Annotated in this window: 16 protein-coding genes and 1 tRNA gene; 7 read left to right on the forward strand and 10 right to left on the reverse strand. The window is 66.8% G+C overall.

Annotated elements, in window-relative coordinates; translation table 11 throughout:
* Positions 1-103: 103 nt before the first annotated feature.
* Positions 104-727 (forward strand): helix-turn-helix domain-containing protein, encoded by a 624-nt coding sequence (locus tag D2V04_RS12525; RefSeq protein ID WP_119514007.1) that lies wholly within the window; start codon positions 104-106, stop codon positions 725-727.
* Between the two features lie 91 nt (positions 728-818).
* Here D2V04_RS12525 and D2V04_RS12530 read toward each other — a convergent pair whose 3' ends face one another.
* Together D2V04_RS12530 and D2V04_RS12535 are read right to left on the reverse strand one after the other, a co-directional pair.
* Positions 819-2,150: a sigma-54-dependent transcriptional regulator gene (locus D2V04_RS12530; RefSeq protein ID WP_119514008.1), complete on the reverse strand. Its 1,332-nt coding sequence runs from the start codon at positions 2,148-2,150 to the stop codon at positions 819-821.
* On the reverse strand, positions 2,147-3,829 hold the full coding sequence (locus D2V04_RS12535; RefSeq protein WP_147391821.1) for a sensor histidine kinase: 1,683 nt from the start codon (positions 3,827-3,829) through the stop codon (positions 2,147-2,149). The genes D2V04_RS12530 and D2V04_RS12535 overlap by 4 nt, the downstream gene beginning before the upstream one ends.
* A gap of 203 nt (positions 3,830-4,032) precedes the next feature.
* On the opposite strand from D2V04_RS12535, the gene D2V04_RS12540 reads away from it, so the two are divergent.
* Genes D2V04_RS12540 through D2V04_RS12550 form a run of 3 tightly spaced genes read left to right on the forward strand, consistent with a single transcriptional unit; the run spans position 4,033 to position 9,436 of the window.
* Complete coding sequence (locus tag D2V04_RS12540) at positions 4,033-5,418, forward strand: dicarboxylate/amino acid:cation symporter (RefSeq protein WP_119514010.1); 1,386 nt, start codon at positions 4,033-4,035, stop codon at positions 5,416-5,418.
* Entirely contained in the window at positions 5,415-6,359 is a 945-nt protein-coding gene (locus D2V04_RS12545; protein ID WP_119514011.1) for an alpha/beta hydrolase, read from the forward strand. Before D2V04_RS12540 ends, D2V04_RS12545 begins: the two co-directional genes overlap by 4 nt.
* Before the next feature lie 26 nt (positions 6,360-6,385).
* Entirely contained in the window at positions 6,386-9,436 is a 3,051-nt protein-coding gene (locus D2V04_RS12550) for a TonB-dependent receptor domain-containing protein (RefSeq protein ID WP_119514012.1), read from the forward strand.
* Between the two features lie 130 nt (positions 9,437-9,566).
* On the opposite strand, the gene D2V04_RS12555 is transcribed toward D2V04_RS12550, so the two are convergent.
* From D2V04_RS12555 to D2V04_RS12570, 4 genes are all read right to left on the reverse strand, one after another.
* Positions 9,567-9,642 (reverse strand) — tRNA-Lys (locus D2V04_RS12555).
* 25 nt (positions 9,643-9,667) lie between these two features.
* Positions 9,668-10,144, reverse strand: coding sequence for a 2-amino-4-hydroxy-6-hydroxymethyldihydropteridine diphosphokinase (gene folK / locus D2V04_RS12560; protein ID WP_228766419.1), 477 nt, complete (start codon positions 10,142-10,144; stop codon positions 9,668-9,670).
* A gap of 17 nt (positions 10,145-10,161) precedes the next feature.
* The gene (aguB, locus tag D2V04_RS12565; protein ID WP_119514013.1) at positions 10,162-11,013 is read right to left on the reverse strand and encodes an N-carbamoylputrescine amidase; all 852 of its coding nucleotides are present in this window, start codon (positions 11,011-11,013) and stop codon (positions 10,162-10,164) included.
* 51 nt (positions 11,014-11,064) lie between these two features.
* Entirely contained in the window at positions 11,065-11,886 is an 822-nt protein-coding gene (locus D2V04_RS12570; protein WP_119514014.1) for a class I SAM-dependent methyltransferase, read from the reverse strand.
* Positions 11,887-11,987: 101 nt separating this feature from the next.
* Here D2V04_RS12570 and msrA point away from each other — a divergent pair, with 101 nt between their 5' ends.
* Together msrA and catB are read left to right on the forward strand one after the other, a co-directional pair.
* Positions 11,988-12,524: a peptide-methionine (S)-S-oxide reductase MsrA gene (msrA, locus tag D2V04_RS12575; protein ID WP_119514015.1), complete on the forward strand. Its 537-nt coding sequence runs from the start codon at positions 11,988-11,990 to the stop codon at positions 12,522-12,524.
* 193 nt (positions 12,525-12,717) lie between these two features.
* Positions 12,718-13,350, forward strand: a complete 633-nt coding sequence (gene catB / locus D2V04_RS12580; protein WP_119514016.1) for a type B chloramphenicol O-acetyltransferase — start codon at positions 12,718-12,720, stop codon at positions 13,348-13,350.
* 30 nt (positions 13,351-13,380) lie between these two features.
* On the opposite strand, the gene D2V04_RS12585 is transcribed toward catB, so the two are convergent.
* Entirely contained in the window at positions 13,381-14,613 is a 1,233-nt protein-coding gene (locus D2V04_RS12585) for an RsmB/NOP family class I SAM-dependent RNA methyltransferase (RefSeq protein ID WP_119514017.1), read from the reverse strand.
* A gap of 54 nt (positions 14,614-14,667) precedes the next feature.
* On the opposite strand from D2V04_RS12585, the gene D2V04_RS12590 reads away from it, so the two are divergent.
* On the forward strand, positions 14,668-14,826 hold the full coding sequence (locus D2V04_RS12590) for a DUF1674 domain-containing protein (RefSeq protein ID WP_119514018.1): 159 nt from the start codon (positions 14,668-14,670) through the stop codon (positions 14,824-14,826).
* Between the two features lie 68 nt (positions 14,827-14,894).
* Here D2V04_RS12590 and D2V04_RS12595 read toward each other — a convergent pair whose 3' ends face one another.
* The 3 genes from D2V04_RS12595 to D2V04_RS12605 are packed head-to-tail and all read right to left on the reverse strand — an operon-like array spanning position 14,895 to position 19,635.
* Complete coding sequence (locus D2V04_RS12595; protein ID WP_119514019.1) at positions 14,895-16,286, reverse strand: cytochrome P450; 1,392 nt, start codon at positions 16,284-16,286, stop codon at positions 14,895-14,897.
* 44 nt (positions 16,287-16,330) lie between these two features.
* Entirely contained in the window at positions 16,331-17,353 is a 1,023-nt protein-coding gene (hemH, locus tag D2V04_RS12600; protein WP_119514020.1) for a ferrochelatase, read from the reverse strand.
* Positions 17,350-19,635, reverse strand: a complete 2,286-nt coding sequence (locus D2V04_RS12605; protein WP_119514021.1) for a molybdopterin cofactor-binding domain-containing protein — start codon at positions 19,633-19,635, stop codon at positions 17,350-17,352. Before D2V04_RS12605 ends, hemH begins: the two co-directional genes overlap by 4 nt.

Here is a 19,635-nt window from a genome sequence, read left to right on the forward strand (position 1 = left end):
GCAGCATCTTCGGCGAGCCCTTACCAAGGAACAACAGTCGCTGGCCCGATGGGGACATAATGATCCTGATTGGAAAATTGTCAAACACGAGTTGGAAGATTTGATGGCAAACGTCGCCAATCCGCCAACGCTGGGAACGGTGTTGCGCGGCATCCGCTCGCGAAACGGCTGGACGCTCAAGGAGATGAGCGCCCGGTCCGGCATCCCGGTGTCGACGCTATCGAAAGTCGAGCATGACCGCCTGACGCTGAGCTACGACAAGCTCCAGCAGCTCAGCCAGCGGCTCAACATCCGCATGTCCGATCTGTTCGCGGAAGGCGCGGAGGAGAGCGTCCCCCGCGTGACCGGCCGCCGCAGCATCGGTACGCTGGAGCAGGCCGTCCGCGTCACCACCGACAACTACGATTATCACTATCTCTGCACCGATCTGCGCCAGAAGCGCATGATCCCGATCATCACCCGCATCCGCGCGCACAGCGCCAGCGAGTTCGGCGATCTCGTCCGTCACCAGGGCGAAGAGTTCATCTACGTCCTCGAAGGCCAGATCGAAGTGCACTCGGAATTCTACGACCCGGTCCTGCTCAAGGCCGGCGAGAGCATCTATCTCGATTCGTCGATGGGCCACGCCTACGTCGTCGCCAAGGGCTGCGAGGAAGCCCTCGTCCTCGGCGTCTGCTCGAGCGCCGACGAAGGATTGATGGACTCGTTGATGAACCTGCACGGCTGACCGGCAACCACGACGCCGCGGGTGGTGCCTGCTGGGCTCGAACCAGCGACCTACCGACCAGGATTACCGACCAGAAAGCTCGCTTGCGCACTCAATCCGACCTGAAGCGGCGCGGTTCGAGTTCGTAACGTGCGAGCTTGTCGTAGAGCGTCTTGCGCGGCAGGCCGAGCACGCGGCAGACATCGGGAATGCTGCCTCGGGCCTGGCGCAGCGTGTCCTCGATCACCGCGCGTTCGAAGCTTGCCACGCGGTTCTTGAGCGTCTGCGATTCCGGTGCGGTGCGCTCGGCGACGCGCCGCGCAGTCGGCAGATCCAGCACCCGCGCGCGCGCGTAGGCACGCAATTCATGCAGGTTGCCGGGCCATTCGTGATTGACGAGGTGATGCCACTCCGCGTCGCTGAGCGGACGCATCGTCGTTTCGAATTCGCGTTCAAAGCTAGCGACGAAGTGGCGAAATATTTCCGGGACGTCCGTGCGTCGCTCAGCGATCGCCGGCAGCGCGATTGTCACGCTGTTGAGCCGGTTGACCAGCGACTGCGCCACGCGCGACCTCGCGTTGTCCGCGGAGAGGTCGCTGGCAGCGGAGATTATGCGCAGGTTCGCGGAGTGCGGCCGGGATGCACCGATGGGCAAGTAGCTGCGGCTTTCGACCACCGCGAGCATGCGGGCCTGGAATTGCTCCGGCATGGCGTCGATATCGTCGAGGAACAGCGTACCGCCGTTTGCGCGCTCGATCAGGCCGGCACGCGACAGGCCGCTACCGGGTTCGCGTCCGAAGACGATCAGCTCGGCATCCCGGTGGAGCCAACTGCCCGCATCGATCGTCACGAACGGACGGTCGTGCCGCGAGCCCAGTTCGTGAATCTGCCGCGCCACGAAGCTCTTTCCAGTCCCGCTCGGACCTGTGACAAGCAGGTCGATATCGGCCTTGCCGACTTCGCCGATCAGGCGCTTGAGACGCTCGATCATGTCGGAGCTGCCAAGAAGGCTCGGCATCGCGCGATCGCGCAGCGCTTCGCGCAGCTTGCGGTTCTCGATCACCAGCGCGCGCTTTTCCGCGGCGCGGCGGATAGCATCGACCAGCGCACTCACGGAATACGGCTTGGTGAGGAAGTCGGCGGCACCATCCTTCATCGCGGCAACCGCCATCGCGACGTCGCCGTGGCCGGTAGTGAAGATTACCTGCAATTCGTGATCGAGCGATCGGAGGGCGGCGAAGAATTCCAGGCCGTCCATCCCGGGCATGCGGACGTCGCTTACGATCACGCCTTCGAACTCGCGGGAAAGCCGTCGGAGCGCCGGACGGGCGGCGTCGAAGGCTTCGACCGCAATCCCCTCGATCTCGAGGCCTTGAACCATTGCCTCGCGCAAGGGACCGTCATCCTCGACGAACACGACGCGGACTTTTCCGGTGGCAGTCATGCCCGCGGTATCTTCATCACAAATGTTGCTCCCCCACGGCCGCTTTCTTCCAGTGTGAGATCGCCCCCGAGATCACGCATGATGTCCCGCGATATGACGAGCCCGAGCCCTAGCCCCCCGGGCTTGGTCGTCGCGAAGGGCTGAAACAGGAGTTGGGAGGCCTCGGTGTCGAAACCGGGCCCATCGTCCTGCACCGCGAGGAAGCAGAAAGCCTCGTCCGTCCTGACGGACAGTGTCACCGAGCCGCTGCCGCCAACGGCGTCGAGCGCGTTCTGCAGCAAATTGACCAACACCTGCTCGAGGCGGACGGGCTCTGCGCGAACGCGAACCGACAAAGCCGCAGCGTCGGGCATCGACAGCGCTACGCGCGCACCGTCGAGCCTGTCGCGGAGCAATAGCAGCGCCCCGTCCACCGCGTCGGCGAGGGAAAACACCCGCGGCTCCGGCGCGTCGCGGCGGCTGAACCGGCGCAGTTCCGAAGTGATCCGACCAATCCTTTCGGTCAGTTCGATGATGCGCGCGAAGTTGCCCCGGGCATCCTCCGCCTTGCCAGCTGCGATCAGCCGGTCACCGTTCTCCGCGAAGACCCGGACCGCGGCGACCGGCTGGTTGATCTCATGCCCGACACCCGCGGAGATCTGGCCAAGGGTGGCGAGGCGATTGGCCTGGTTGAGCTGTTCGCGGAGCGTCTGCGTCCGAGCGGCAAGCACCGCCTCGGCCCGCTTCTCGCGTCGCCGACGCGAATAGAACGCGAGCCCGATCAGGCCGCCGACGGAAGCCAACGCAAGCAGAAGATAGAGGCGCCCGGTTGCCACGGACGCGGCGATCCGCTGCGAAGGATCGACCAGCAGGTGCAAGACCCAACCGTCGAGCGCGATCGGCTGCTCGGTATCCAGTAGCGGCGCAGCCACCAGTCCGCCGCCGCCATGCCTCTCGCTGAGCTCGAACGGCTCGAGACGGGCGATGCCGAACTGCTGACGGTCCAGTGCATGGTCGCGCGTGCTCGCGCGCTGCATGTCGGTCGCCCGGAACCGCCAGGCGTCGTTGCTTGCGAGCAGGATGACGCCATCGCGATCGGTGACGAAGACACCTTCGCTCGCCGCTCCCCACTGGGCTTCGAGACGGTCGAACTCGACTTTGGTTGCAACCACGCCGACCGGCCTGCCGCCCTGCATTACGCGCTGCGCGATATAGAGCCCCGGCTCGCGGCTCACCGTTCCGAGGGCGAACTGCGTCGCCGAGCCTGTCTTCATCGCGTCGCGGAAATAGGTTCGGAAACTGTAATCGGAGCCGACGAAGCTGGTCGGAAGGCGCCAATTGCTGGCGGACAGGGTCACGCCCTGGGCATCCATCAGGTAGATCGCCGCCGCATCGGTTTGGCGCGCGAGATCTTCGAGCCGTCGGCTGAGGGTTGGCGCCTGTGGTGTCGAACCGGCCAGCAGTGCGCGAACCTGGGGATCTTCGGCCAGCACCAGCGGCAAGAGGCTGAACTTGTCCAGTTCGCTCTGCAGCCCGGCGGACATGATCTCGGCCTCGTTGCGTGCGGCCTCCGCCGCAGCATCCGTCGCCGTCAGCCGGGCGGCACGGTCGATCGCCCACCAGGCCGCCGCGAGAAAAGCGAGTCCCAGCACCACGATCAGCATCAGCCGGCGCCGAGGTCGAGATACGGAACGGATCATCTGCACGACATCCACTGTCCGAACTTCCGCACAGTTGTCAAAATGACTGTGCGAAATATCGCACAAATCGAACCGCCACCTCTCTTAATATACTGTAATAAAAGAGATAAAAAATTTGACCCCTGCGCCTCTGCGTATCCGCGGCAAGTCCTATGCTGGTGGCAGGACCGCCGGACACGTGGCGGCAGGAGGATGTCTGAACCATGCCGACGATCGATCGGGATCGCCAACCTGAAGGCGTCCGCCGCCGGAAGCCGCTCTATCGCCTGCTCTATGTGCAAGTGCTCGCCGCGATCGCGCTGGGCGCCTTGCTGGGCCATTTCTTTCCCGATCTGGGCGCTTCGCTGAAGCCCCTCGGAGATGCCTTCATCAACCTGGTGAAGATGATCATCGCGCCGGTGATCTTCCTGACCGTGGCGACCGGAATCGCGGGGATGAAGAACATGACGTCGGTCGGCAGCGTGGCGATCAAGGCGCTGGCCTATTTCATGTTCTTTTCGACGTTGGCGCTCATCATCGGCCTGGTGGTCGCAAATGTCGTGCAGCCGGGCGCCGGCCTGAATATCGATCCGGCCACGCTGGATCAGACGGCAGTGGCTTCATACGCCAAGACTGCGCACGAGCAGACGCTGTCCGGCTTCCTGCTCAACATCATACCGACCACCTTGTTCAGCGCATTGACCGAGGGCAACATCCTGCAGGTCCTGCTGGTGGCGATTCTCGCAGGGGTCGCCATTTCGGCCACGCGGCCCAAGAGCGACCTCGTCCTCGACGCGCTGACCTCGCTCAGCGAAGTGGTGTTCAAGCTCGTCCACATGCTGATGAAGCTCGCGCCGATCGGCGCGTTCGGGGCGATTGCCTTCACCATCGGCGAGTTCGGGATCGGCTCGCTCGCAAGCCTCGCCGCGCTCGTGGGTACGTTCTACCTCACCTCATTGCTGTTCGTGCTCGTTGTCCTGGGCCTGGTTGCGCGGTTTGCCGGGTTCTCGATTTTCGCGCTGATCAAGTATCTGCGCGCCGAACTGCTCCTCGTGCTCGGCACCTCCTCGTCCGAGGCTGCGCTGCCGAGCCTGATGGAGAAGATGGAAATCGCCGGATGCCGCAAGGCGGTGGTCGGGCTGGTCGTGCCCACCGGCTATTCGTTCAACCTCGACGGCACCAATATCTACATGACGCTGGCCGCCCTGTTCATCGCCCAGGCCGTCGGCATCGACCTGACCCTGGGCGAGCAGATCGCGCTGGTCCTGGTCGCGATGATCAGCTCGAAGGGCGCCGCAGGAGTGACCGGAGCGGGCTTCGTGATCCTGGCCGCGACACTCTCGGTCGTGCCTTCGGTGCCGGTGGCGGGAATGGCGCTGATCCTCGGCATAGACCGCTTCATGAGCGAGTGCCGCGCGCTCACCAACTTCGTCGGAAACGCTGTGGCAACCGTCGTCGTCGCGCGCTGGGAAGGCGTGCTCGACGCAGACCGTCTGCGCGCCGCGATGGCCGGCGCACCCCTGCCGTTGCCCGAAGGAGACATCGAGCGCCACGAACGGACCGGTCCGCACAGCGAGCAGATTGCGGGTACACTGGGAGAGCGAGCATGATTTCGCGACGTCAGGGGCTCAAATGCGGGGCGGCCCTGGTCGCAGCAATGGCGCTGCCAAGTCTCGCCGCGCCTGCTTTCGGACACGAATACGAGGAAATTCCCCTCTGGACCGGCACGCCTCCGGGCGACGGCCGGGTGACGGGGCCGGAAAAGATCGGCGGCGAAGGGAGCGGTTACGGCGCGGTCTCGAACATCTCGACCCCCCGCATGCGCGTATATCGGCCCAAGGTGCCCAACGGTGCGGCGGTCATCGTATGCGGTGGCGGCGGGTATTTCCGTATCCAGCTTTGGAAGGAAAGCACGCCCATTGCCAAGTGGTTGCAGCTACGCGGCTATACGGTCTTCGAACTGATCTACCGGTTGCCGAACGACGGGTGGGACGCGAGCGCGCCGTTCATGGATGCACAGCGCGCGATGAAGATCGTCCGCACGCGCGCCACCGAATTCGGCGTGCAACCGGACCGCATCGGAATCATGGGATTTTCGGCCGGCGGACATCTCGCAGGCTATACGGCGCTGCGCTTCGATCATGCCCTGTATCAAGGAAGCGACCGCTACGAAGCGGCCTCTGCCCGGCCGGACTTCGCTGCTCTTCTGTTTCCGGTGGTGTCGCTGCGAAAGCCCTACGATACGACGCGCACGCGGCGCGAGATCGTCGGAAAGGACCCGAGCCGGGCGGCGCAGGACGCCTGGTCGCTCGACACGCATGCACGCAAGGACGCCCCGCCAACGATCATCTTCTCGGCGGCCGACGATCCCATCACACCGCCGGGCCACGGCATCGCGCTGCTTCAGGCGCTCGTAGCCAAGGGCGCGCCGGCGGAGCTGCACATCTTCGAGGAAGGCGGTCACGGCTGGGGCGTCGGCACGCCCGACCAGATCCTGAGCCAGTGGCCGGCGATGTTCGACGCCTGGCTCAACAGGCGAAAAGACGACTGACAATTTACGGGGAAGGGAGAGACCCTATGCGCAAGACGACTATCGGCCGACTGGCCTTCATGTGCGGCTGCAGCCTTATCGCCACCACCGGAGCGCTGGCGCAGGACGAGACGCTGATCGAGGAGGCCGCGGCCGAACCCGACCGACCGGCACAGGCGGGCACCGAAGGGAACGTGATCGTGGTCACCGGGTCCCAAATCAAGGGCGCCCGCATCGACGATATCCTGCCCGTGACGAAGGTCGGCGAGAATCTCATCGAGGCGGCAAACCCCTCCTCCGGCGACGAGCTGTTTCGCGCCATCCCTCAGGCAGGATCGGTATCGTTCAACGACTACACCACCTCCGGCGGTATCAACAGCGCGCGGGGCGACGTCGCGTCGATCAACCTGCGAGAGCTCGGCACCGGCAACACGCTGCTGCTGATCAACGGGCGCCGCATGGTGCTCAACCCCGGTTTCCAGACCGAGCTGCTGGTGCCGGTCGTCTCGCCCGATACGAATACGATTCCCGTGGGCGGGGTCGACCGGGTCGAGGTGCTGCGCGACGGCGCCTCCCCGATCTACGGCGCCGACGCGGTCGCGGGCGTGGTCAACACGTTCCTCAAGGGCAATCTCGATGGCGGGTTCCTTGAGGGGACCTGGCGCGCGTCGGATGGAACGAGTCTCTACAGCACGAGCATCAACGGGGGGATCGGGTTCGATTTCAACGAAGGCCGTACCAATCTCACGGTCTACGGATACTACTACCACGAGAATGGCGCGCCGACCTCGATCCGTCGCTATTCGCGCGATTCCGACCGGCGGCCACTGGTCGAGGGGACTCCGTGGGAAGGCGATGTCGAGTGGGATGCCAGCTCGACCAACTCGCCGTTCGGCCAGTTCGATATCCAGGCCCCGCGCAGTCGGACGCCGATCGATGACGACGATTTCCATATCCAGCCCGGAACCTTCGATGGCTGCCGGCTCGATCTCGGCAATGGACTGTGTGCCGACAACGGCACTTCGCTCGACCGTGAGCTGCGCTACAACATGGACGGCGACCGCGATCTGTTCTCAAAGAAGGATCGCTACAACGTCTACGGCCTGCTCAGCCACGAGTTCAGCCAGGCGGCCGAATTCTACGCCGAGGCATCCTTCTACCGGTCGAAGTCGACCCGGCGAAATGTTCAGAGCGCGCTTCTGGGCGCAGTTCCCATCGGGATCGCGGCCGACGCCTACTACAATCCGTTCGGACCGGTGACGCTGGCCGACGGCAGCCCCAACCCGAACCGTGTGCCCGGAACCACGATCGACGATGAAGGCGCGGAGCTGCTGATGGAGCGGTACCGTGTGATCGACGCGGGGCCGCGCGTGACCACTGTCACGAAGGACACCTATCGCCTTCTCGCCGGTCTGCGCGGGCAAGTGCTCGGTTTCGACTACGACACGGCGTTCCTCTATTCGGAGGCCAAGGCGACCGATCTCACTCGCAATCGCATTTCGACCACCGCGCTGCAGAACGCGATCAACCGCACCACGTCCGACGCGTACAACCCGTTCAACGGCGGGTGCCTCGATGCGCCGCGCAGCGGCGACTGTACGCCCAATCCGCAGAGCGTGCTCGACGACATCCGGATCGACGTGTTCCGCGTCGGCAAGACCTCGCTCGCGCTGGGCGACCTGAGGCTCTCGAAGTCCGACTTGCTGACCCTTCCGGGCGGCGATCTCGGCGTGGCGTTCGGCGTCGAATGGCGGCGGGAGACGTTCTCCGACGATCGCGACCCGCACCTCGACGGCACCATCACCTTTACCGACTCGGTGACCGGCGAATTCTTCGGCAGCGACGTGCTCAATTCCAGCCCCACGCCGGACACGCGCGGAGAGCGCGACGTCTATTCGGCCTTTGCGGAAACCCTGGTGCCGATCGTGTCACCGGAGATGGATGTCCCCCTGGTCCATTCGCTCGACGTCCAGCTCGCCGGGCGGTTCGAGCATTTCTCCGACGTCGGCAGCACCGTCGTGCCGCGTGCCGCAGCCTCATGGCGGCCGATCCGCGATGTCCTGCTGCGCGGTGCCTGGTCGCAGGGCTTCCGTGCGCCCAACCTGGTCCAGATCAACGACGTGGGGATCACCCGGGTCAACACCCAGGACGATCTCGTCTACTGTTACGCCCAGATCCAGAAGGGCCTGATCGAGAACTTCGGGGAGTGTTCCGGCAGCTCCACCGTCTCGAATCGCACGGGCAGCGAAGAGCTCGATCCGGAAAAGACCGAGAGCCTCAACTTCGGTATCGTGCTCACGCCTTCGTTCATTCCCGGCCTGACCCTGACCGCGGATTACTGGCGCGTGAGGCAGGACGGCATCGTGGGCGTCTTCGGTCCTGACAACGCGATCGCGCTCGATCTGTTGCGGCGGCTTCAGGGGTCGTCCAACCCCAATGTCGTGCGCGGTGAACCCGATGCCGATCTGATCGATCTCTATGCCGGAACGGGCCTCACACCCGCGGGCGACATCCTCAGCGTCCGCGACGCCTATCTCAATCTCGACAGCCGTGTCTCGAAAGGCTGGGACTTCGGGCTCTACTACGACATCGGCGAGACCCCGCTCGGCCGCTTCAACGTGAGCTTCAACGCGGCGCGCTTGACCAGCTTTTTCCAGACGCCGGGTCCCGACGGCGAGGAACTGCTCGATGCCGTGGATCGGGGCATCCTGCCGCCAGACATCACCATCAGCGACATCGGCGAACTGCTCGAGCTCAACGGACGGCCGAAGTGGCGCTTCACCAGCGCCGTCAACTGGCGCTCGGGCGGATGGCGGGTGAACCTCTATGCCGACTACATCGGAAAGTATTTCGACGACACGGCATTACAGGACGAAACCAACGAGCCCTGGCCGGTGGACGACTGGCTGACCTTCAACGCCTCGGTGTCCTATTCCATTCGCAACAACACCGCGATTTCGGGCACGCGGATCAAGTTCGGCGTGAACAACCTCTTCAACAAGGCGCCCCCGCTGGTCGAAGACTCGTTCGGTTTCGACGGCGCCTATCACAGCGCGCGGGGCCGCCAGTTCCTGATCCAGGTCGAGAAGAAGTTCTGAAGGGCATGATGATGGCAGTGTGACCATGTCCCCTCGGCCAGCGGGTATCGCAGCACGAAAAACGCCGCCCGTTCGCAAGGCTACCAAGGGGGACATGGCGCGCCGCGGACGCCGCTAAATACCTGAATTATGGTGAGCCCTGCTGGGTTCGAACCAGCGACCTACTGATTAAAAGTCAGTTGCTCTACCGACTGAGCTAAGGGCCCACGGACACATGGGTGCCGAGGCGGCTCACCTAGGCAGGGCGCGCGGGCGGGTCAAGCGGGCATGGAGGTGGCGAGGCGTCAGGCCGGTTGCCGGGTCGCGCCAGCGCGAGGCGATGGCGGCGGCCGGCGTGAGGACGAACGTGCGGCGGCGGAATTCGGGGTGGGGGATCGTCAACCGCGGGCTGCGGTGGGTGCCCCCGCTCCACAGCACCAGGTCGAGATCGAGCACGCGGGCACGCCAACGCCGGCCGCGGCGGCGGCGGCCGAAGGCACGCTCGATCCGCTGAAGGACAGAGAGCATCTCCTCCGGCGGCAGCGCGGTCTCGATCATCGCGGCGGCATTGGCATAGCGCCGGTTCGAAGGGCCGAGCGGCGCGGTGTCGAAGATGGCGGAGTGCGCGACGATCTCGGCGCCTGCCGCTTCCAGCTCATCCAGCGCCGCGGCGATCACCCGGCGCGGCGGCCCGTGTCGCGGATGGCGGACGTTCGAGCCGAGCGCCACCAGGTAGCGATGCGCGCTCAGATGTCCTCGCAGATGCGGCGGTAGAGATGCGGACGGCGGTCGCGGAAGAAACCCATGCCGGCGCGGTGCTTCGCGGCGCGCGCCAGGTCGATCGCCGCGACCAGCGCGCCGCTCTCGCCCGCACCGTATTCGCAGAGAAAGTCGCCCCACTCGTCGGTCACGAAGCTGTGGCCGTAGAACCGCTGCCCGTCCTCGGTGCCGATGCGGTTGGCGGCGATCACCGGCATGCAATTCGACACCGCATGGCCGAGCATCGCGCGGCGCCACATGCGGCTGGTGTCGAGATCGGCGTCATAGGGCTCGGACCCGATCGCGGTAGGGTAGAACAGCAGCTCGGCCCCCATCAGCGCCATGACGCGCGCGCTTTCGGGATACCATTGGTCCCAGCACACACCCACGCCGATGCGGGTGCCGAAGAGGTCCCACACCTTGAAGCCATCGTTCCCCGGGCGGAAGTAGTACTTCTCCTCGTAACCGGGGCCGTCGGGGATATGGCTCTTGCGGTAGGTCCCCATGATCTCGCCGTCGGCGCCGATCATCGCGAGCGTGTTGTAGTAGTGATGCCCGTCGCGCTCGAAGAAGCTGGTCGGGATCGCAACGCCGAGCTTCTTCGCCAGCGCCTGCATCGCCGCGACGGAGGGATGTTCGGCAACCGGCCGCGCGAGGGCGAACAGGCCTTCGTCCTCGACCTTGCAGAAGTAAGGGCCGGAGAAGAGCTCGGGCGGCAGTACGATCTGCGCGCCCTGCCGCGCGGCCTCCTCGACCAGCGCGGCAACGGCGGCGATGTTCTCCTGCTCGTCGCTCGACGAGATATCCAGCTGCAGCGCGGCAACGGTGATTTCGCTCATGCCCGCGCGATTACCGGCGCGGGCCGGCGGAGTCCATTCGGACCGGTCGAATCAGCGCTTGCGGAAGAGCAGCGTCATCCGGTCGCTTTCGCCCCGCGTCTTGAGATCCTCCCGCTTGGTGGCGAGCGTGGGCGGCATTTCCCACACGCCCTCCGGATGATCGGCGGTGTCGTTCGGGTTGGCGTTGATCTCGCTCGCCGCGACCAGCTCGAAGCCGAGTGCCTCGACGAAGCGGATAACGTCCTCCTGCCGCAGATAGCCCTTGCTGCCGTCGGCATAGTCGTCCGGCGCGTCGGCTTTGGCGCGGTGCTGGACGATACCCAGCATGCCGCCGGGCTTGAGCAGATCGCGCATCGCCGTCAGTTCGCTGTCTGCGATGTCCCAGCGCATCATGTTGTGCAGCATGCGGATCACGAGCACCCGGTCGAACGTGCCCTTCTGCGCGTCGGTCACGTCATCGAGCGTGAGCCCCGCGAAGTTGGCGGCGGGCTTGCCGGTCCACTCGGCCACTTTGGCGGGGAAGGCCGCCGCTCCTTCTCTGATGCCGGCCTGTCGCTGTGCGTCGAAGGGGCCGGATTCGGGCGTGAAGTAGAGCCCGACCAACTTGCCCTCGTCGCCAAGGTAATTGCCAAGCACGCGCGAGTACCATCCGCCGCCGGGCGCATATTCGCCGACCTTCATGTCGGGCGCGACGCGGAAGAAGGCGAGCGTTTCGGCGGGGTGGCGGAATTCGTCGCGCGCGCGGTCGGCGTCGCGATTCGGGTTGGCGATGGCGGCCGCGAGCGTGGCCTCGTCGGCGGCATCCTGCGCAAACGCGGGTGCGGACATGGCAAGCGCCGCAATCGGCGCGGCAGCGGCAAGCAAGAAACGCATCGGATTCTCTCCCCGAATGGACAGGGCGCAGTCTTAGGTCCGGACGGAGCGATGACAAGTCCGCACGCGCTGCCTATCTCCTCGCACGAAGGAGAATTTCGATGGCGAACAGCGAACAGGCGATCGTTGCCGGCGGGTGCTTCTGGTGCACCGAGGCGGTGTTCCGCGACGTGATCGGCGTGAGCAAAGTCGAGAGCGGCTATATCGGCGGCACGGTGCCGAATCCGACCTACAAGCAGGTTTGCGGCGGCGACACGGGGCATGCCGAGGCGATCCGGGTGACCTACGACCCGGCCGTCATCACCCTGCCCGAAATCTACGACGTGTTCCTCGGCACGCACGATCCGACGCAGTTGAACCGCCAGGGCAACGACGTCGGCACGCAGTACCGCAGCGCGATCTTCCCGCTCGACGACGCCCAGCGCGCGGAGGCCGAGGCCGCAATCGCACGCTGGAACGCCGAGCACGATGGCGAAGCGGTCACGACGATCGAGGGCCCGGCGGAATGGTACCCGGCCGAGGACTATCACCAGGAATACTGGAAAGGCGAAGGCCAGCGGAATCCCTACTGCCTCGCGACGATCCCGCCCAAGCTGATGAAGCTGCGGAAGAGCTTTCAGAGCAAGGTGAAAGCCTAGGCGGCCGGACTTGCCGCATCCGCCGCGGCGCGGCATAGCGCCCGGCATGAAGGCAGCAGACTGTACCATCTGCATCGCGTTCCCGCGTCGCTGACGCCAGGAACGACAGCGGGGAGCCCTGCGGCTCCTCCGCACACCCTCGTCTCATCTCCAGAAGTCCGGCGTTCGCGCCGGCGATGCAGCAGGTACTTTCATGACCAATTTCTTCGAAAGCCCCTTTCGGGGCATCACGCTCGACAAGCAGGTGACCCAGCCGAACATCCGCGTCGGGCGGTACAGCTATTACTCCGGCTACTACCACGGCCACAGCTTCGACGATTGCGCGCGCTTCATCCTGCCCGATGACGATGCGGACAAGCTGATCGTGGGCAGCTTCTGCTCGATCGGCACCGGCGCCGCCTTCATCATGGCGGGCAACCAGGGCCACCGGAACGACTGGATCAGCACCTTCCCGTTCTTCTGGATGCCCGAGGTGGCGGCGTTCGAAGGCGCGCGAAACGGCTTTCTGCCCGCCGGCGACACGGTCATCGGCAACGACGTCTGGATCGGCTCCGAAGCGATCGTGATGCCGGGCGTAACCATCGGCCATGGCGCGGTCATCGGCACACGCGCGCTCGTCGCCCGCGATGTCGAGCCCTACACGATCGTCGGCGGCAATCCCGCCAAGCCCATCCGCAAGCGGTTCGACGAGAGGCAGATCGCGATGCTGCTCGAGATGCAGTGGTGGGATTGGCCGGAGGACCGGCTGCACGGCGCCATGCCACTGCTCACGAGCGGCGATGTCGAGGGGCTCTACCGCTACTGGAACGAGACCCGGGGCGGCTGATCGAACGGGGCGGGCGGCCTCGGCTACGGATCAGGCGCGGAGACGTGCGATGAAGAATCCGTCGAGGCCGCCCGCTTCCGGCAGCATGCCGGGGTCGGTGCGGACCCAGCCCTCGGGCGCCGGCGAGAGGCCGGCGGGCAGTTCCTCGGCCGTGATCGGCAGGAGGTCGAGGCCGACTTTGCCGAGCTGCTCCTCGCCCTCCTCGCGCTCGAGCGAACAAGTGGCGTAGACCAGCACGCCGCCGGGCTTGAGCCATTCCGCCGCCCGGGCGAGCAGCGCGGTCTGGAGTTCGGCCATTTCGGCGATCTGGCGCGGGCCGATGCGGTGGAGCACGTCGGGGTGGCGCCGCGCGGTGCCGGTGGCGGTGCAAGGCGCGTCGAGCAGGATCGCATCGAAGCGGTGCCTGGGTTCCCAGGTCAGCGCGTCGGCGCGGACGACGCCGGCCTTCAGCCCGGTGCGCTTCAGGTTGTCCTTCAGCAGGTCGAGGCGGCGCTTGGACACATCAAGCGCCGTCACCTGCCAACCGGCGGCGGCAAGTTGCAGCGTCTTGCCGCCCGGCGCGGCGCAGAGGTCGAGCACGTGCCGTCCCTGCCCCTCGCCCAGCAGGCGCGCGGGCAGCGAGGCCGCGAGGTCCTGCACCCACCAGCCGCCATCCGCGAAACCGGGCAGTTGTTCGACCGGTGTGCCGCGCGGGAGGCGGACATGGCCGGGCGCAAGCGACTCGCCGCCGAGCTGGACGGCAAGCGGTGTCGCGTCGCCTGGATCGCGCAGGGCGAGGTCGAGCGGCGGCGGATCGGCCAGCCCTGCGGCGATTCTTGCCGCTGCCTCTCCCCACCGCGCGCGCGCGGCCTCGGGCAGCGTCGGCACTTTCGGCAGGGCCGCGCCCTGCTTGGCCAGCGTCGAGAACACGCCGTGCGCCAGTCGCCGCGGACCGCCGCCGAGCAGCGGCAGCGCCGTCGCGATCACGGCATGCGGCGGGGTGCCGAGGCGGAGCCACTGCGCCAGCATCAGCCGCAGCACGGCGCGCGGCTTGGCGTCGTCGGGCAGGCGCCTCTGGGTCGCACCGTCGATCAGCGCGTCGAAGTCGACCAGCCAGCGCAGCGCCTCGCTTGCGATGGCGACGGCGAGCGCACGATCGGGTGCGGCGCGCACCCCGCGCAAAGCCGCGCCTTCCGCCTGCTCGAGCGTCTCGCCCCGGCGCAGCACGGCGTCGAGCATATGCAGCGCGGCGCGGCGCGCGGGCAGTCCGGGTGTTTCAGCCATCGCCGCGCCCTAGACGCCCTTGCGCCCGCCCGCCAGTGCGCGCATCTTGCCGGCATGCCCAAACGTGCGACCAAACGGCCCGAAACTTTCAAGAAGCCCGCGCACTGGAGTGACGCGCCGCCGCCCAAACCCAAGGCAGGCGACGACGGGGAGGAGCTGAGCCCAACCCGCTACGGCGACTGGGTGAAGAACGGCATCGCGATCGATTTCTAGCGAGCCCCCGCGAAGGCGGGGGCCCAGTTGCGGCATGAGGTCCCCGCCTTCGCGGGGACACAGGCTCCTCACAACGGCTTGAACGTCACTTTCAGCCCGTCCTTGGGGCGAGGGATCGGCCAGGGCTGCCATTGCGGCTCGTAGCCGTCTTCGATCGCGATCTCGTAGCGGGTGAGGAGCTGCGCCATCAGGACCTTCACCTGCATATAGGCGAAGTGGAGGCCGAGGCACATGTGCGCTCCGCCGCCGAACGGGATCCAGGCGTACTTGTGCCGCTCCTTCACCGCTTCGGGCGTGAAACGCATCGGATCGAAGCGGTCGGGATCGGGCCAGTATTCTTCCATGCGGTGGACGAACTGCGCATTGATTCCGACCGGCGCGCCGGCGGGGATGCGATAGCCGCCGAACTCGAATTCCCTCAGCGCGCGGCGGGGGGTCGAGGGCACCGGCGGGATCATCCGCAGCGCTTCCTTGAACGCCATCTCGGTCAGTTCCAGCTTGCCGAGATCGTCGTAGCCGATGTCGCCGGTGATGGCGGTGATCTCCGCCCGCAGCCGCTCCTGCCACTCTGGGTGCTTCGCCAGCAGCCAGACGAGTGTCGTCGCCGAAGAGGTGATCGTGTCGTGCGCCGCCATCATCAGGAAGTTCATGTGGTCGACCACCTCGTCGACCGGCAGCATCGATCCGTCCTCCCGCGTCGCGGTGGCGAACTGGCTGAACATGTCCTGCCCGCCGCCCTCGGCGCGGCGGCGGCGCGTCTCTTTCGTGAAATAATCGACCAGGAACTCTCGCCCCTTCACGCCTTTGCGCATCAGCGTGAAGGGCAGCGGCGTGCGGATCGGCGCGACCGAAGCCTGGACCATGTAAACGAACGCCTCGTTGATCCGGTCCGCTTCCGGCCCCCAGGGAATGCCGATGAAGCTGTCCGCCGCGAGATCGAGCGTAAGCTGCTTGATCGCGGGGTAGAACTGCATCGGCGCCCCGCCCCAGCCCTTCACCGCCTGCGCGATGCCGCGGTTGAGGCTGCCGGCATAGTGCCGCATCGGCCCTGGCTTGAAGGCGATCGACAGCGCGCGCCGGTCGGTGCGGTGATGATCGAAGTCCATCAGCATCAGCCCGCGCGGGAACAGCCGGTCGAGGATCGGGCCCCAGCCCTGCTCGGAGGAGAACAGCTTCTCGCGGTCGAACAGCACGAGCTCGTTGGCGTCGGCCCCGACCATGGCGACGTTCCAGCCGCCGAAGGCCCTGCTCTTGTAGACCCGGCCATAGGTCTCGACCATCCGGCGGGTGAAGGCATGCGGATCGGCCAGCATGCGGAATGTGTTGCCGACCACCGGCCATCCGCCTTCGCCGGGAATGTGCGCGAGGTCGACATCGGTCAGCACGTTTTCGCGCCAGTGGCGCGGCGCGGCTTCGGCCGGAGCGTGGGCGGAAAGCGCGGGTTCGGCGAGCGTGGCCATGCGGCGGACCTCCTTACTTACCGCAGTGTAAGTAATCTGCGCGTCTAAATCCAGCCCGCAAGTTCGCGGCGCACCAGCGCCTCCAGCATGTCCATTCCCGGCTCGCGCGCGTTGAGGCAAGCCAGCGCGGCGAACCGCTCGCCGCCGGCGCCGAGGAATTGATCGCGTCCCTGGATCGCTAGCTCCTCCAGCGTTTCGAGGCAGTCGGCGGAGAAGCCCGGCGAGGCCACGACGAGCCGCTTGGTGCCCTTGTGTGCCTCCGTAACCAGCGTCCTGTCGGTCGCGGGTTCGAGCCATTTCGCCCGGCCAAAACGGCTCTGGAACGTCGTGTCTATCCGTAAGTCCGTCCGTCCGAGCGCTTCCTCCAGCAGCCGCGCCGTCTTGCGGCAGTGGCAATGATAGGGATCGCCCAGGTGGAGCGTCCGCTCGGGCATACCGTGGAAGCTCAGCAGCAGAACCTCGGGCGCGAAGTCGAGCGCGTCGAGCTGCGCGCCGATGTCGCAGGCGAGCGCGTCGATGTAGAGCGGATCGTCGTGATACGGAGGCAATGTTCGTAGCGCGGGTTGCCAACGCATTTTCCGCAGCTTGTCCGCAGCCTTGTCCACAACCGTCGCCGTCGTCGCGGCGCAGTATTGCGGATAGAGCGGCACGAGCAGCACCCGCTCGCACCCTTTGTCCATCAGCGCCTGAAGCTCGTCGCCGATCGCCGGGCGGCCGTAGCGCATGGCCCAACGGACCCGCACCGCCTCGCCCAGCCGCTCCTGCAACTTCTCCGCTTGCTCCGCGGTGATCGCGGCGAGCGGCGAGCCGGCTTCGGTCCAGACCTGGCGATAGGCATGCGCGCTCTTCTTCGGCCGCGTGGTGAGCACGAGCCCGCGCAGGATCGGCTGCCACGCCAGGCGCGGGATCTCGACGACGCGCGGGTCGGACAGGAACTCGGCGAGATAGCGTTTCACCGAGGCCGCGTCCGGCGCATCGGGCGTGCCGAGATTGACGAGCAGGACGCCGACGCGCCCGCTCCTCACCGGCGCGTGATCGCGCGGCACATTCTGTTCCTGCCAGGTCATAGCCCGCCCGATAGCAGCGGCAGACGGCGCAGGCGAAGCCCCGTTGCGGAATGGAGCGCGTTGGCGATCGCCGGGGCCGCCACCGCCACGCCCAGCTCGCCCGGATCGAACGGCTCCGCCTCGCTCGCAACGAAGTCGACCTCGATCTCCGGCACGTCGGCCAGCAGCGGCAGGTTCAGGTCGGCGAGCCGGCCCTGGACCGGCAACCCCTGCCGGTACTCGATCGCAGCGCCGAGCGCCTGGGCCATCCCGAAGACCAGCCCCCCTTCGATCTGTTGGCGCGCTATGTCGATATTGACGATCCGCCCGATGTCGACCGCCGCCGTCAGCCGGGTCACGCGCACGCCCCCCTCGTCTTGCCGCGCCGTGGCGACGCAGGCGATCCGCCCGCCCTCGTCCCCGCCGCCCATTCGGTGGCAAGCGAGCCCCTTGCCGCTCTGATCGAGACCGCCGTCCCATTCGGCAAGACGTGCGGCGCGCTGGAGGCATTCGGCCATGCGCGCGTCCTCCCCCAGCATCCCGATCCGGTACGACAGCGGTTCGCGCCCGTGCCGCGTCGCCAGCTCGTCGATGAAGCATTCGATGAAGAACGCAGTGTAGCCATGCGCATTGGCGCGCATCCGGCCACTGGGCATCCCGGTCGCGACGGGAATGTGTTCGACCGTCACGTCGGGGATCGCATAGGGCGGCAGCGCGCCTTCGGTCACCATCGGGTCGGTTTCGCCGACCGTGTTTTCCAGCGCGGCCCAACTGGTCTCGTTGCCGAACAGCCGGCGGCCGAACTCGCGCGCCGCCGGCTGCATCGCGATCCGGACCTTGAGCGCCGTAATCTCGCCATCCGCGTTCGGGCGCACATTGGCCGAGACGATGGCGGAAACCGGGGCGCGGGGGCGGCCGGCGAGCTGTTCCTCCCACCGCGACCAGACGAGCTGGACCGGGCGGCCGTGTTTCTCCCCCACCTCGCGCGCCATCAGCGCCACCTCGATCGCGTGATCATGCTCGAGCCGCCGGTCGAAGCTGCCGCCTGCCGCCATCGGGTAGAGGATCACGTCCGACAGCGAGAGACCGATCGCCTCGGCCGCGGCCCGGCGGGCTCGCTCCGGCGCCTGGCTCGCGATCCATAGCTCCAGTCGCCCGTCGGCGAAGCGCGCAGTCGCGCTTGCGGTTTCCAGAGTGGCGTGCGCGCCCGGCGCCACGTCGTAGCGCAAGGCGAGGTCGGGCGTCTCGGTCCACTCGGCCCCTTCGCCCCGCACGGCGAGCGCCTCTCCCGTGCCGCGCCGGATCGCTTCGTCGAGCTTCGCCTCGATCTCGCCGGAATCGAGCGGCCCGGCGACGCGGAAGCGCGGGCGCATGGCCTGGAGCGCGCGATCGGCGGCCCACCAGTTGCTCGCCACGGCGGCAAGCCACCGCTTGCCCTCCACGACCTGCACCAGTTCGCCGATGCGCGCGGCACGGCGCGGTTCGAAGTGCGACAGCTCCGCCTGAACTGCCGGTCCGTGCTTGATCGCGGCATAGAGCATGTCGGGCAGGCGCACGTCGCCTGCAAACAGGAAACTACCGTCGACTTTCGCGGGCAGATCGAGCCGCGGGTAGGACGTCGCCGCCTCGGCCGCGCCCGCGATCGGACTTTCGGAAGCCGGAAGCGGACGCAGGTGCGGCGGATCGGGCGGTTCCAGTTGCGCCGCCTCTGCCGCAAGGTCGGCGAAGCGCAGCCGGCGCTCGCCGTGGCGGACGAACCCGGCGGCTGCTTCGCATTCCTCCCAGGCGACGCCCCACCGCTCGGCCGCAGCCATGCACAACAGTGCACGGGCGGTAGCCGCTGCGATGCGGCAGGGGCCTTCGTGCGCGGCGAGCGTGGTTCCCTCGGCGGTCGCCAGGAGAGGCGCTTCCTGTGCATAGCGCTTGGCCAGGAGATCGTCGGGATTGTCGGCGAGACCGGGCGCGAAGGGCATCCACAGCGGCGCCCAGCGGGCGGCCAGCGGGATATTGGCATAGGCCCCGCTCACAGGTGCAGGTTCGACGGCGATCTGCCGCCAGTCCGCGCCAAGCTCGACCGCGACGATCTGCGGCAGGATCGTCGTCACGCCCTGGCCCATTTCGAGCTGGGGCACGGCCACGGTGACGACGCCGTCCTGCGCGATCTTGAGCCAGGCGCCGAATCCATATTCGCCGCGTCCGGGAGCGAGCGGGTCGGGGAAGTTTCGCGGGCGCAGCGTCCAGGCGGCGAGCAGCCCCCCGCCCACCGCGGCACCGATCAGGATCCCGCGGCGGCTTACCTGCAT

Source organism: Pelagerythrobacter aerophilus, from assembly GCF_003581645.1.
In the GTDB taxonomy this organism is placed as follows: Bacteria; Pseudomonadota; Alphaproteobacteria; order Sphingomonadales; family Sphingomonadaceae; genus Pelagerythrobacter; species Pelagerythrobacter aerophilus.